The 12,493-nt window shown below is 56.6% G+C and carries 11 protein-coding genes; 3 read left to right on the top strand and 8 right to left on the bottom strand.

The genetic code is table 11. The annotated features are described in order from the left end of the window. Positions 1-46: 46 nt before the first annotated feature. Genes U2949_RS17025 through hisM form a run of 3 tightly spaced genes read left to right on the top strand, consistent with a single transcriptional unit; the run spans position 47 to position 2,248 of the window. Positions 47-841 carry an ABC transporter substrate-binding protein gene (locus U2949_RS17025; RefSeq protein WP_035275101.1) on the top strand — a complete coding sequence of 265 codons (795 nt, stop codon included), beginning with the start codon at positions 47-49 and terminating at the stop codon, positions 839-841. 16 nt (positions 842-857) lie between these two features. Next, on the top strand, positions 858-1,547 hold the full coding sequence (locus U2949_RS17020) for an ABC transporter permease (RefSeq protein WP_009457595.1): 690 nt from the start codon (positions 858-860) through the stop codon (positions 1,545-1,547). Continuing rightward, complete coding sequence (gene hisM, locus U2949_RS17015) at positions 1,547-2,248, top strand: histidine ABC transporter permease HisM (protein WP_026484323.1); 702 nt, start codon at positions 1,547-1,549, stop codon at positions 2,246-2,248. The genes U2949_RS17020 and hisM overlap by 1 nt, the downstream gene beginning before the upstream one ends. A 76-nt stretch (positions 2,249-2,324) precedes the next feature. Here hisM and U2949_RS17010 read toward each other — a convergent pair whose 3' ends face one another. The 8 genes from U2949_RS17010 to rimP form a co-directional block, all read right to left on the bottom strand. Then, a complete protein-coding gene (locus tag U2949_RS17010) occupies positions 2,325-2,783 on the bottom strand; it encodes a DUF1641 domain-containing protein (protein WP_026484322.1) in 459 nt (152 codons plus the stop codon). Positions 2,784-2,797: 14 nt separating this feature from the next. Further along, positions 2,798-3,988: an NAD(P)/FAD-dependent oxidoreductase gene (locus U2949_RS17005; protein WP_321288998.1), complete on the bottom strand. Its 1,191-nt coding sequence runs from the start codon at positions 3,986-3,988 to the stop codon at positions 2,798-2,800. Positions 3,989-4,351: 363 nt separating this feature from the next. Next, the gene (gene typA, locus U2949_RS17000; RefSeq protein ID WP_009457601.1) at positions 4,352-6,169 is read right to left on the bottom strand and encodes a translational GTPase TypA; all 1,818 of its coding nucleotides are present in this window, start codon (positions 6,167-6,169) and stop codon (positions 4,352-4,354) included. Between the two features lie 3 nt (positions 6,170-6,172). Beyond that, positions 6,173-6,925 carry a tRNA pseudouridine(55) synthase TruB gene (gene truB / locus U2949_RS16995; RefSeq protein WP_022983561.1) on the bottom strand — a complete coding sequence of 251 codons (753 nt, stop codon included), beginning with the start codon at positions 6,923-6,925 and terminating at the stop codon, positions 6,173-6,175. A gap of 33 nt (positions 6,926-6,958) precedes the next feature. After that, on the bottom strand, positions 6,959-7,372 hold the full coding sequence (gene rbfA, locus U2949_RS16990; protein ID WP_009457603.1) for a 30S ribosome-binding factor RbfA: 414 nt from the start codon (positions 7,370-7,372) through the stop codon (positions 6,959-6,961). A gap of 3 nt (positions 7,373-7,375) precedes the next feature. Further along, positions 7,376-10,432 (bottom strand): translation initiation factor IF-2, encoded by a 3,057-nt coding sequence (gene infB, locus U2949_RS16985; RefSeq protein WP_026484320.1) that lies wholly within the window; start codon positions 10,430-10,432, stop codon positions 7,376-7,378. Between the two features lie 67 nt (positions 10,433-10,499). Continuing rightward, complete coding sequence (nusA, locus tag U2949_RS16980; RefSeq protein ID WP_321288994.1) at positions 10,500-11,984, bottom strand: transcription termination factor NusA; 1,485 nt, start codon at positions 11,982-11,984, stop codon at positions 10,500-10,502. Next, on the bottom strand, positions 11,981-12,472 hold the full coding sequence (gene rimP / locus U2949_RS16975; protein ID WP_026484318.1) for a ribosome maturation factor RimP: 492 nt from the start codon (positions 12,470-12,472) through the stop codon (positions 11,981-11,983). The genes nusA and rimP overlap by 4 nt, the downstream gene beginning before the upstream one ends. Between the last annotated feature and the right edge of the window lie 21 nt (positions 12,473-12,493).

The following is a 12,493-nucleotide window of genomic DNA, read 5'->3' as shown; positions in this document are numbered from 1 at the left end:
TGTATTGAATGCCACAAGCTAGTCGATATTTGCCGGAGTCCTCCACATGAACAAAATGCTTGCCCGCCTCCTGATGGTGGCTTTTTGCAGTGCCTTGGTGCCCGCTGCTGCTCATGCAGCCGGGCCGTCCGAAATCCGTTTTGCCACTGAAGCGGGTTATCCCCCCTTCGAGTTTCTGGATCCCAGTGGCGAGCTGCAAGGCTTTGACATCGACATCGGCAACGAAATCTGTAAGCGCCTGCAAGCCAAGTGCGTGTGGATCGATCAATCCTTTGACAGCTTGATCCCCGGCCTGCAAGCCCGCAAATTCGATCTGGCCAACTCCACCATGACCGCCACCGAGGCACGTGCCAAGGTCATCGACTTCAGCGAGCCCATGTATATCGTGCCGGTTCGCCTGGCCGCCCGCAAAGGCAGCGGTCTGGAGCCCACCGCCGAATCCCTGAAAGGCAAGCGTGTCGGTGTGCAGCAAGGCACCACCATGGAAACCTATGCGCGCCAGAACTGGGCCAACAACGGTGTCACCATCGTGGCTTACCCCAGCTACACCGACGCTTTCAATGACCTGGCCGGCGGCCGCGTGGACGCCACCTTCCAGGAAGCCCAGAACGCCGTTGAAGGCTTTTTGAGCAAGCCTGCCGGTGCCGACTTTGAGCTGACTGGCAGCACCGTGGACGACAGCCCTATTCTGAACGAGCCTATCGCCATGGGTATTCGCAAGGGCAACAAGAAACTCAAGAAAACTGTTGATGAAGTTCTGCGCGAAATGAAGGCCGATGGCACCATGCAGACCTTTGCCGACAAATACTTCCAAAAAGAAAACATTCGCATCGCGCCCTGACCTGGATACCTGAACCATGTTGCTTTACGGTTATGGGCCGCAGTTGCTGGTCGGCACCTGGGAAACCATCAAACTGGCAGTGCTCTCGCTGCTGGTTTCCCTGGTGCTGGGTCTGGTCGCTGCCCTGATGAAACTGTCCCGCACCTCGCTGCTGCGATGGGTGGGCGGTTTGTACACCACCTTGATCCGGGGCGTCCCGGATCTGGTGCTTTTGATGCTGTTCTTTTTCAGCCTGCAAATCTGGTTGAACGAACTGACTGACTGGCTGGAATGGGACATGATCGAGATCGATCCCTTCGGGGCCGGTGTGGTCACGCTGGGCTTTATTTATGGTGCTTACTTTGCCGAAACCTTCCGCGGCGCCCTGATGGCCATCCCCAAGGGCCAGATGGAAGCGGGCAAAGCCTGTGGCTGGAGCGCCTGGCAAGTTCTGCATCGCATCCAGATTCCTCAAATGATGCGCTACGCCCTGCCCGGACTGGGCAATAACTGGCAAATCCTGCTCAAATCCACCGCGCTGGTGTCCCTGATCGGCCTGAGCGATGTGGTCAAGATTGCGCAAAATGCCGGTAACGCGACCTTCAACTCCTTCCTCTTTGTTGGCATCACTGCCCTGATCTATCTGGGCCTGACCGCCGTCAGCAATATTGGACTGGGCTACCTGGAACGACGCTACAACATTGGCGTGAAAGGAGCACAGTTCTAATGGATGTCCTGAACGAATTCTGGCGCGCCTATCTGTACCAAAGCAATGGTCAGCTCTCGGGTCTGGCCATGACACTTTGGCTGCTGGTGATCTCGGTTACCATCGGCTTTTTCCTGTCGATTTTCATGGCCATTGGCCGTGTCTCGGGCAAGGCCTGGCTATCGCGCCCTATTGGTGCCTTCACCTACTTTTTCCGTGGCACTCCCTTGTACGTGCAGATCCTTTTGATCTACACCGCCATGTACAAGCTGGCCATCGTCAAATCCGTGCCTGCATTGGAAGCCTTCTTCATGAGCGGCTTCAATTGCATGATTCTGGCACTGACCTTGAACACTGTTGGCTACACCACCGAGATTTTTGCCGGGGCCATTCGCTCCATGCCTCCCGGTGAAGTCGAGTCGGCCCGTGCCTATGGCATGTCCGGCTGGACCTTGTACCGCCGCGTGATTCTGCCACAAGCCCTGCGCCGTGTGCTGCCTGCTTACAGCAATGAAGTGGTGCTGATGCTGCATGCCACCTCGCTGGCTTTTACCGCTACCGTTCCTGACCTGCTCAAGATCGCGCGTGATGCCAATGCGGCCACCTACCAAACCTTTACCTCCTACGGGATTGCTGCACTGATTTACCTGTGCGTGTCCTTCATTCTGGTGGGCATTTTCCGTATCGTGGAAAAGCGCCAAATGGCATTCTTGAATCACTGAGTGCTGAGATGCTGAACAAGAAAAAAGGGCCGCTTTCACAAGCTGCCCTTTTTTCTTTAGCGATACAGCGGCCGTGTCAGTCCCCCGTGTGATCCAGGTTCTGATAACGCATCTGGCGCCCCATCACACCGGCCATCATCAAAAAGAACGTCAGGCCGCGACGCACTTCCGGCTCCTTGGCCAGTCGTATCAGGCCCATCAGGGTCGGTGTGGTCTCCGTGGCCCGCACTTGGTCCGAAGCCATACGTGCCGCGTTTCCAACCGACCAGGCGGCCCCTATGCCCTCCTCAAAGCCCTTCATAAGCTTTTCGAGCATATAGTCGTCCGTCATATCCACCAGATCGGCCAACAAAGACACCGCATCCACCACCCGATTAAGGCGACCACCGGCCAGCAAAGGTTCGATCTTACCGATCAACTCATCCAGGCCCTTGATGCCTGGGTCTTCTCCCAGCAGGCTTTCCAGGGCGGAAGGGGCCTTCTGAGCAGCGCCCGCATCACCGGGATTCAAGGATTTATCCGATACCGAATTCATCTGTCTCTCCTGAATTAGACCAAGCCACGGGCCACGGCCCAGTAAATACCCCGGTTAAAACCCTTGCGCAGCAGTCCACCCAGTTTGGTGGGCGGCGTGGGATGCACATCCTCCTTGTAGTCGTACCAGAGCGGCATACCGCCCTCCAGACCCATTTGGGCTACCGCCACCACACGGCCATCGTATTCGTCGCTGGTGCGCCCAAATCGCAGCTCTGAGGCCAGGTTGTTAACCACCACGGGCGATTGGTTATGGCAGGAGCCGCCCGCTTTACTGATAGGCAGGTCCACCGTGTCACCCAGCACGTAGACATTGTCCAGCCCCAGCACCTTCATGGTTTGGTGATCGGTGGGGACCCAGCCTTCATTGTCGGCGGCTTGAGAAATCCCCGAGTCACGCACAGCAGGCACCGCCGTAATGGGAGGAGTCGCCATCAGGAGGTCGAACGGCTCTTCTGCGCCTTCTTCGGAATAGGCAATCTTGCGTTCAGGGTCCACCCGGCTCAAAGTGAAACCGCGTTGATGCTTGATATCCCGGTCCTCAAAAATGGGCGGCAAGACCTGACAAACCTCGTTCTGCATGAACAGACAATTACGCAAAAGCTGAGAGGTCGTGGGATAGGTGTAGGCAATCTCCACCTTGTCGCGTACACCACGACGACGCAGGTACTCGTCCAGCATCAAGGTTGTTTCTACCGGTGCAATACCGCACTGGTGAGGAACGTTATGAGTTTTGGGGAAGGTGACCGTTACCAATACGCGGCCTTTTTCCAACTTGCTCAGGCGGTCAGCCAGTTGACGCGCAGGAGCATGCTGATAGAAGTGGTCACCGCCCTCTTTCAAACCTTCAATTTTTTCCGGAGAGGGCACGCAGCCCGTAGACAGCACCAGGTAGTCGTAATCAATCTTCTTGCCACTGGCGCAATGCAGGCGGCTGGCCTTGAAGTCAAAACCACTGACTTCCTCTAGCTGAAAATCAATTTCGGGGTGCAAAAGTGAAATTTGCGGACGTCGCAACTCGTCCCGAAAAAAAGCATCAAACGCCACGTACATAAAAGCGGGCTTGTAATAATGCCAGGGAGAGTTGGACAGCATGGTAATGCGGACTTTACCAGAGCGAATTTCCGGGTATAGCTTGGTCACCAGATGATTGGCGGTCATCGTGCCGCCAATACCACCACCTACAATCACAATATGCTGCACCATCAGTATTCTCCTTAATGGGGGAAACTGCGCACCGGCTCTTGAGCTGAAAAAATCTTTTCAAAAACAAGAAGATGCCCAGCCACAACTGAGACTTTGCAAAGCGAGCTTGGTAATGTGTCCAGCCAGTTTGTATCAAGCAGGTATTAAGCAGAAATTAAAGCAACCCATCAGACTCAATAAGCCACTTAATCAATTTTATTTATCCCACACCCTTTCTTGAATTTAAAAATCAAGCTGGGGTGCTTATGCATACACCCCAGCTTTTTAATACCGCGTTCTAAATCCGGCTGACGCCAACCATAGTAAGACAAAAAAAACGCCTGCATCAAGCAGGCGTTTTCTCGTATCGCTAAACCCGAAAAATTAACTTTCGCGTTGGCTGCGACGGCGCTCGTGTTCTTTCAGGTAACGCTTGCGCAGGCGAATGGACTTGGGAGTCACTTCAACCAGCTCGTCGTCATCCAGGAAGTCCACGGCGTATTCAAGAGTCAGACGAATAGGTGGAACCAGATCAATGTGCTCGTCCTTGCCGGAAGCACGCACGTTGGTCAGTTTCTTTTCCTTGATGGGGTTAACCACCAGGTCGTTGTCGCGGCTGTGAATACCGATGATCATGCCTTCGTACAGGGCATCACCCGGGGACACGAACATGCGACCACGATCCTGCAGCTTCCACAAGGCGTAGGCCACGGCATCACCGTCGTCCTGGCTGATCAGCACGCCGTTACGACGCTCGCCAACCGTGCCTTCGCGCATGGGGCGGAACTCGTCGAAGGTGTGGCTCATCAAGCCGGTACCGCGTGTCAGCGTCATGAACTCGCCCTGGAAACCGATCAGGCCACGGGCGGGAATACGGTACTCCAGACGTGTACGACCACGGCCGTCAGCAACCATATCCTGCAAGTCACCGCGACGGCGACCCAGTTCTTCCATCACGCCGCCTTGGTGGCCGTCTTCGACGTCCACGGTCAGCTGCTCGTAGGGCTCCATCTTGACGCCGTTCTCTTCACGAATCAGCACGCGTGGACGCGACACGGCCATTTCATAGCCCTCGCGACGCATGTTTTCGATCAGAATGGTCAGGTGCAACTCACCGCGACCGCAGACTTCAAATACGGTGTCGTCGTCGGTTTCGTTAACACGCAAAGCCACGTTGGACTTCAATTCACGGTCCAGGCGATCACGCAACTGACGGCTGGTCACGAACTTGCCTTCACGGCCTGCCAGAGGCGAGGTGTTCACCATGAAGTTCATGGTCAGCGTAGGCTCGTCAATGCGCAGCAAAGGCAGAGCTTCCTGGTGAGCAGGATCGGTCACCGTGCAACCAATGCCCAGCTCTTCAATACCGTTGATCAACACGATGTCGCCGGCTTCGGCTTCGTCCACCGATACACGCTCCAGGCCCTTGAACTTCAGAACCTGATTGATACGGCCTTTGATGACTTCGCCATCAGGACCAAATTTCACGACCACGTCCTGGGCAGCGCGCACGCGGCCACGGTTCACACGGCCTACACCGATCTTGCCCACGTAGGAGCTGTAGTCCAGGGAACAGATCTGCAACTGCAACGGTGCGTTGACGTCGTCTTCACGCTGGGGCACGTGCTCCAGGATAGCGTCGAACAAAGGACGCATATCGCCTTCACGCACGTCTTCGGTCAAACCGGCGTAGCCCGACAGACCCGATGCATAAATGATGGGGAAATCCAGCTGTTCGTCGGTCGCGCCCAGTTTGTCGAACAAGTCGAACGTAGCGTTGATCGCGAAGTCAGGACGGGCGCCGGGACGGTCAACCTTGTTGACCACCACAATCGGACGCAGACCCAGTTCCAGAGCTTTGCGAGTCACAAAGCGGGTTTGAGGCATGGGGCCTTCAACCGCATCCACCAGCAACAACACGCCGTCAACCATGGACAGCACGCGTTCGACCTCACCACCGAAGTCGGCGTGACCGGGGGTGTCGATAATGTTGATGTGGGTGCCTTCGTATTCGACGGCACAGTTCTTCGCCAGAATGGTAATACCGCGCTCTTTCTCGATATCGCCCGAGTCCATGACACGTTCGGAGATATGTTCGTTGTCACGGAACGTACCTGCCTGTCTCAACAATTGATCGACCAGGGTGGTCTTCCCGTGGTCAACGTGGGCAATAATGGCCACATTGCGCAATGCGCGTCTCATAACTCATCCTTCTGATTGAAGTTTTTTGGGCAAAATCTCGGTAGGCAAGCTCTCGATGGCCAGCAAGGCCGACATCGGGTCTTCCATCGCCTGCAACCCGTCCAGGGTGTAGGCGTCGTCGATATGAAAAGGTCCTAATTCTGTCCGGCGCAAGGCCGTCAGATGGGCAAAACACCCCAGAGCACGTCCAATGTCTTGCGCCAGGGTTCGGATATAAGTTCCCTTGCTGCAACGTACAAACAAACGCGCCGATTGCGGCGTAAAGTCTTGCACCTGCAAATCGTGAATCACGAGATGTCGTGCCTCACGTTCCAGCTCTATACCCTGACGGGCATATTCATACAGGGGCTTGCCATCGCGCTTGAGCGCGGAATACATGGGCGGCACCTGGGTAATGGGTCCTCGGAAAGCAGGTAGAACTGCTTCCAGCGCCTCGAGGGTGACACCGGCAAAATCTGCCGGAGCCTGGGACACCACATTGCCGGTCAAGTCACCTGAATCGGTTTCCTGTCCAAACTGCAAGGTAGCTTCATAGGCTTTGTCTGCTTCCAGCATCGTGGCGGAAATCTTGGTAGCCCGGCCAAAACAGCAAACCAGCAGGCCCGTTGCAAACGGGTCCAGGGTTCCAGTATGGCCAGCTTTGCGGGCATCCAGAGTGCGGCGGGCACGCTGCAAAGCGTGGTTGCTGGACATTCCGTCGGACTTGTCCAGTAGCAGCACACCATCAATCAACTGCCCGCGTTTTCGCGTAGCCATCGTGTGTCAATCCGTGAAGAAACAACAGCCGCGTCAGGGCTGTTCGTCTGGCTCGTCCGATTTGGAAGCAGAGCCAGTCAATTCGCTATCGGCCTGGTTGGCGCTGTCGATGAGCTTGGAGAGCTCCATGCCGCGTTCCAACTGTCGGTCGTGATGAAAATGCAGAGTAGGAACCGTGTGGATGTGCAGCAGCTTGAACAACAGCGAGTGCAACCAACCGGCCTTCTCGGTCAAAGCCGCCTGAGCGACTTCAGGCTCGGCGCCCAGCACCGAGTAATACACTTTGGCGTGTGCGTAGTCTGGAGACAGCTCCACGCCGGTCAAGGTAATCAGACCAGCGCGGGTCATGTCGATCTCGCGCTGGATCAGGACCGCCAGATCCTTCTGGATCTGGTCGGCCAGGCGCAGGTTGCGCCCCGGGTTTGGTTTGGACTTGTGTCGTGCCATAAATTACAGTGTCCGGGCGATCTCTTTGATCTCGAAGATCTCAAGCTGGTCGCCCACTTGGATGTCGTTGTTGCCACGCAGCGTGATACCGCAATCGAAGCCGGAACGCACTTCCTTGACGTCGTCCTTGAAGCGGCGCAGGGAATCCAGGTAGCCACTCCAATGCACGACGTTGTTGCGCAGCAAGCGAACTTGCGAATCGCGACGAACCACGCCTTCGGTAACCATACAACCGGCGATATTACCGATGCGCGACACATTGTAGACTTCGCGGATTTCAACCATACCGATGACTTCTTCGCGCTGTTCGGGAGCCAGCATGCCGGACAGGGCTGCCTTGACCTCGTCAACCGCATCGTAAATGATGTTGTAGTAACGCAGATCAATGCCGTTGGCTTCAGCCAGTTTCTTGGCGCTTTGCTCGGCACGGACGTTAAAGCCGATCACTACTGCGTTGGATGCAATCGCCAGGTTGACGTCGCTCTCGGAGATGCCACCCACGGCGGCGTGTACAACCACCACACGCACTTCGTCGGTAGACAGCTTGACCAGCGACTGTACCAGCGCTTCCTGCGAGCCCTGAACGTCGGTCTTGATGATGAGCGACAGGGTTTGCATGCCTTCGCCCAGGTTGTCGAACATGGACTCCAGCTTGGCGGCCTGTTGACGCGACAGTTTCACATCACGGAACTTGCCTTGACGGAATAGCGCGATCTCACGAGCTTTACGCTCATCAGCCATGACAACCAGTTCATCACCTGCAGCGGGCACTTCAGTCAGACCCTGGATTTCTACAGGAATCGACGGACCAGCCGAATTCAGCGACTTGCCGGTTTCGTTCAGCATGGCGCGAACGCGACCGAAGGAGGCACCGACCAGCACGCTGTCACCACGGTTCAAGGTACCGCTTTGAACCAGGATGGTGGCCACAGGACCACGGCCCTTGTCCAGACGGGCTTCAATAACCGTACCCTTGGCAGGTGCGTCAACCGGAGCTTTCAACTCCAGCATTTCGGCCTGCAACAGCACGTTTTCCAGCAATTCGTCGATGCCCTGGCCGGTCTTGGCCGACACAGGAATAAAGGGCACATCGCCACCGTATTCTTCAGGCACCACTTCTTCGGCTACCAGCTCTTGCTTGACGCGCTCTGGATTAGCTTCAGGTTTATCAATCTTGTTGATCGCCACTACCAGCGGCACACCAGCGGCACGAGCATGGTGAATGGCTTCACGGGTCTGGGGCATCACACCGTCATCGGAGGCCACCACCAGAATCACCACGTCAGTGGCTTTGGTACCGCGGGCACGCATGGCCGTAAAGGCTTCGTGACCGGGGGTGTCCAGGAACGTAGCCGTGCCGCGTTCTGTCTTGACGTTGTACGCACCGATGTGCTGTGTAATACCACCGGCCTCGCCCGAGGCGATCTTGGCACGACGGATGTAATCCAGCAGCGAAGTCTTGCCGTGGTCAACGTGCCCCATGACAGTTACCACTGGAGCACGGGGCTTCAGTTCGGCGTCGTTCTGAGCATCGGTATCGACCAGGAAGGCTTCAGGATCGTCCAGCTTGGCAGCAATCGCCTTGTGACCCAGTTCTTCGACCAGAATCATGGCTGTTTCCTGATCCAGAACCTGGTTGATGGTAACCATCTGACCCAGCTTCATCAGGTGCTTGATCACCTCGGCAGCCTTGACAGCCATCCGGTGAGCCAGATCGCTGACCGAAATAGTTTCCGGCACGTGCACTTCACGGGCAATGAATTCTGCCACTTGTGGTTCACGACGCTCGGCCTGAGCGTTGCGACCACCACGACCACCCTTGCCACGACCTGCCTTGGCATTGGCTTTCCAGCCTTCACGACCACCACCGGCACCGGCGGAAGCCACATCAGCCTTGGAAGGCTGCTTCTTGCGGCTGGCATCGCTGGTCCAGCCAGGGGTGCTGTCAGTCTTGACGGGTTTGCCCGGGGCCTTCTCGGTCTTGGAGCCTTTGGCGTCTTTCTTCTGAGCGCCCTTGGCCCCTGCCTTGCTATCAGCCTCTGGCTCGGGAGCACGCAAGACCTTACGAGGACGGTTCAACATATCGCGCAACGCAGCGGCTTCGGCCTCTGCGGCCTTACGGGCGCGATCACGATCCTGGTCTTGCTCCACATCGGCGGCAACAGGAGGAATCACCGGGCCACGAACTGCACGGCGCTGACCAGTAGCGGCCATATCCCGAGGTTTTCCAGTCGAAGTGGGCGTTTTAGTCCCTTGAGGGTGCTGATTTTTATTCACAGAGTTAGCTTGACGGGCGTCGTTTACAGATTTAGTAGGTTCCACGGGCTTTTCTTGGGCCCTAGGAGAGGGAGCCGATTCGGCCTTTTCCTGAACAGGCGCTGCCGCGGCTTCGGATGGCTCCGTTGCAGCAGGTGCTTGTTCCTGAGGCTGAGGCTCGGGTTTCTTTGTGTCTTCCTGAGCGGCCTCAACGGGCTGTGCAGGAGCAGCAGGTTCGGGCGCAGGCTCGGCAACAGGAGTCGGCTCGGGAGCAGCAACCACTTCGGGTTCAGGCTCTGGCTTGGGCTCAGGCTTGGACTCGACAGGGGCTTGCTCTTTCACAGGAGCTTCAGGAGTTGCTGCCACAGGATCTAGGGGCTTGCTGACAGGCGCGGCAGGCGCCTGTTCAACAGCCGGTTTTTCCTGACTGGCCGCCTGGGCCTGAGCAGCTTGCTCCTTTGCATTTTCCTGTGCCAATGCCGCATTGGCTTCTGCCACCAGCTCGGAGGGATCACGCTTTACAAACACGCGTTTTTTGCGTGTTTCCACCTGAATCGTGCGGGAGCGACCCGATCCGTCATCCTGACGGATCTCCGATGTTTGACGGCGAGTCAGGGTGATCTTGTTGCCTTCCTGACTGCCGTGCGAGCGGCGCAACGATTCAAGCAGCTTCGCCTTATCCGAATCAGTGATGGCGTCATCAACTGATTTGAGCTCAATACCTGCGCTACGCAACTGCTCCAGCAGAACATTCGCAGGCATTTTCAGTTCTTGAGCGAACTGGGCGACAGTGTTACTCGACATTCGACTCTCTCTTGCTTTACTACAACTATTCTTAATGAATACAACGCGCGGGACCTAGCTAGACATATCAGGCCTCGTCGTCAAACCAGTGGGCACGGGCACGCATGATCAGTTCGCTGGCTGCATCTTGCGCCAGGCCGGTCATCTCGGACAGTTCGTCCGTTGCCAGTTCCGCCAGTTCATCCAGCGTTGTAATCTCGTTTTCGGCCAGTACGGCGATCAGCTCGGGCGTCATGCCCTCGACTCCTGCCAGTTCCTTGACCGCGGTCTGTACCAATTCTTCCTTGGCGATGGCCTCGCTCAGCAGTGCATTGCGGGCGCGGGCACGCAGCTCGTTGACGGTTTCTTCGTCAAAGGCTTCGATGTCCTGCAATTCCTGCAGCGGCACATAAGCGATTTCTTCCAGACCGGTAAACCCTTCGTCGATCAGAATATCGGCCACGGCTTCGTCCACATCCAGACGGGACATGAAGGTCGCGCGCAACTCTTCGCGCTCTTCGTCCTGACGGTTGCGGCTTTCTTCCGGTGTCATGATGTTGATCTGCCAGCCCGTCAATTCCGATGCCAGACGCACGTTCTGACCACGCGAACCAATCGCCTTGGGCAGGTTTTCTTCGTCTACCACCACATCCATGGCGTGCTTGTCTTCGTCCACCAGAATGGATTCGACGTGTGCCGGCGCCAAAGCACCGATCACGAATTCGGCCGGATCATCGGCCCACAACACGATATCGACCTGCTCGCCACCCAGTTCGTTACGCACCGCAGTCACGCGCGAACCACGCATGCCCACACAAGTACCGATAGGATCGATACGCTTGTCGTAAGCAATAACAGCGATCTTGGCGCGCACACCCGCATCACGGGCAGCGGCCTTGATTTCCAGCAGGCCCTGTTCGATCTCGGGCACTTCGTTCTCGAACAGTTCTTTAATGAATTCAGGTGCTGTACGCGACAGGATGACCTGCTGGCCACGAGCGGCGTAGTCCACCTTCTGTACCCAGGCGCGAACACGGTCGCCCACGCGGATATTTTCCTTGGGGATCATTTCCGAGCGAGGCAAACGTGCTTCGATCTTGCCCATTTCGATAATGGCATCGCCCTTGTCCATGCGCTTGACCGTACCGGAAACAATGGTCTCACCACGCTCCAGGAAGTCGTTGAGCACTTGCTCGCGCTCGGCATCACGGATTTTTTGCAGGATGGCCTGCTTGGCAGCCTGGGCACCGATACGGCCAAACTCGATAGGCTCGAGCGGCTCTTCGATGTAATCGTCCACTTGCAGCTCGGGATCGATTTCCCGGGCGTCCGACAGCATTTCCTGTTTATCGGGCTCTTGCAGGCCGGCCTCGTCGGGCACGACCAGCCAGCGCCGGAACCCTTCATGGGCGCCGGTTTCCCTGTCGATTTCCACACGGATATCGACATCTTCCTTGAAGCGCTTTTTCATGGCCGAGGCCAAGGCGCTCTCGAGCGCGGTGAACACGACATCACGCGCTACGGATTTTTCACGCGCCAGCGCATCGACCAGCAATAGAATTTCGCGACTCATCGCTTCTTACCCTTGAAATCAAGAACGGGATCCAATTTGGCACGATCCACCTGGTCATAGGTGAATTCGACCTGCGTCAGCTTGCCCGATGCTTCGTCCAGTTCCAGCCTAAAAACGGTATCCAGCGGAACACTAGCCGGTAGCGCCCCTTCAGGAGCGTGGAGCGTACCCACAAACACTTTCCGATTATCGAGTGCTTCATGCAGGCGCACCTGCACCCGCTCACCCGAAAAACGCACGTAGTCAGCAACGCGCAACAAGGGGCGATCCACCCCCGGCGACGTCACTTCCATGCGTTTGTAGTCCACGTTTTCCACCTCGAAAACGCGCGACAGTTGTTTAGACACCCATTCACAGTGTTCGATACGCACCCCTTCCGGGTGATCGATGACGATGCGTAACAAGCCTAGCGGCGCACGCTCCACGTCCACCAGTTCGTACTCGGTACCCGCCAGGGTCTCTTGTGCCAAAGCTAGAATGTCTGCCATAAAATCCAAAAAAAATGGGCT

Origin of the sequence: Alcaligenes phenolicus (assembly GCF_032063905.1) — a bacterium.
Lineage (GTDB): Bacteria > Pseudomonadota > Gammaproteobacteria > Burkholderiales > Burkholderiaceae_B > Alcaligenes > Alcaligenes phenolicus.
The sequence above is the reverse complement of the archived record's forward strand: the minus strand, read 5'-3'. Positions and strand labels throughout refer to the sequence as shown.

Excerpts from the sequence above, each read along its gene's own strand:
- U2949_RS17005 (WP_321288998.1), bottom strand. The coding sequence starts at position 3,988 with ATGGTGCAGCATATTGTGATTGTAGGTGGTGGTATTGGCGGCACGATG.
- hisM (WP_026484323.1), top strand. The coding sequence starts at position 1,547 with ATGGATGTCCTGAACGAATTCTGGCGCGCCTATCTGTACCAAAGCAAT.
- truB (WP_022983561.1), bottom strand. The coding sequence starts at position 6,925 with ATGGCTACGCGAAAACGCGGGCAGTTGATTGATGGTGTGCTGCTACTG.
- rbfA (WP_009457603.1), bottom strand. The coding sequence starts at position 7,372 with ATGGCACGACACAAGTCCAAACCAAACCCGGGGCGCAACCTGCGCCTG.
- nusA (WP_321288994.1), bottom strand. The coding sequence starts at position 11,984 with ATGAGTCGCGAAATTCTATTGCTGGTCGATGCGCTGGCGCGTGAAAAA.
- typA (WP_009457601.1), bottom strand. The coding sequence starts at position 6,169 with ATGAGACGCGCATTGCGCAATGTGGCCATTATTGCCCACGTTGACCAC.
- infB (WP_026484320.1), bottom strand. The coding sequence starts at position 10,432 with ATGTCGAGTAACACTGTCGCCCAGTTCGCTCAAGAACTGAAAATGCCT.
- rimP (WP_026484318.1), bottom strand. The coding sequence starts at position 12,472 with ATGGCAGACATTCTAGCTTTGGCACAAGAGACCCTGGCGGGTACCGAG.
- U2949_RS17020 (WP_009457595.1), top strand. The coding sequence starts at position 858 with ATGTTGCTTTACGGTTATGGGCCGCAGTTGCTGGTCGGCACCTGGGAA.
- U2949_RS17010 (WP_026484322.1), bottom strand. The coding sequence starts at position 2,783 with ATGAATTCGGTATCGGATAAATCCTTGAATCCCGGTGATGCGGGCGCT.
- U2949_RS17025 (WP_035275101.1), top strand. The coding sequence starts at position 47 with ATGAACAAAATGCTTGCCCGCCTCCTGATGGTGGCTTTTTGCAGTGCC.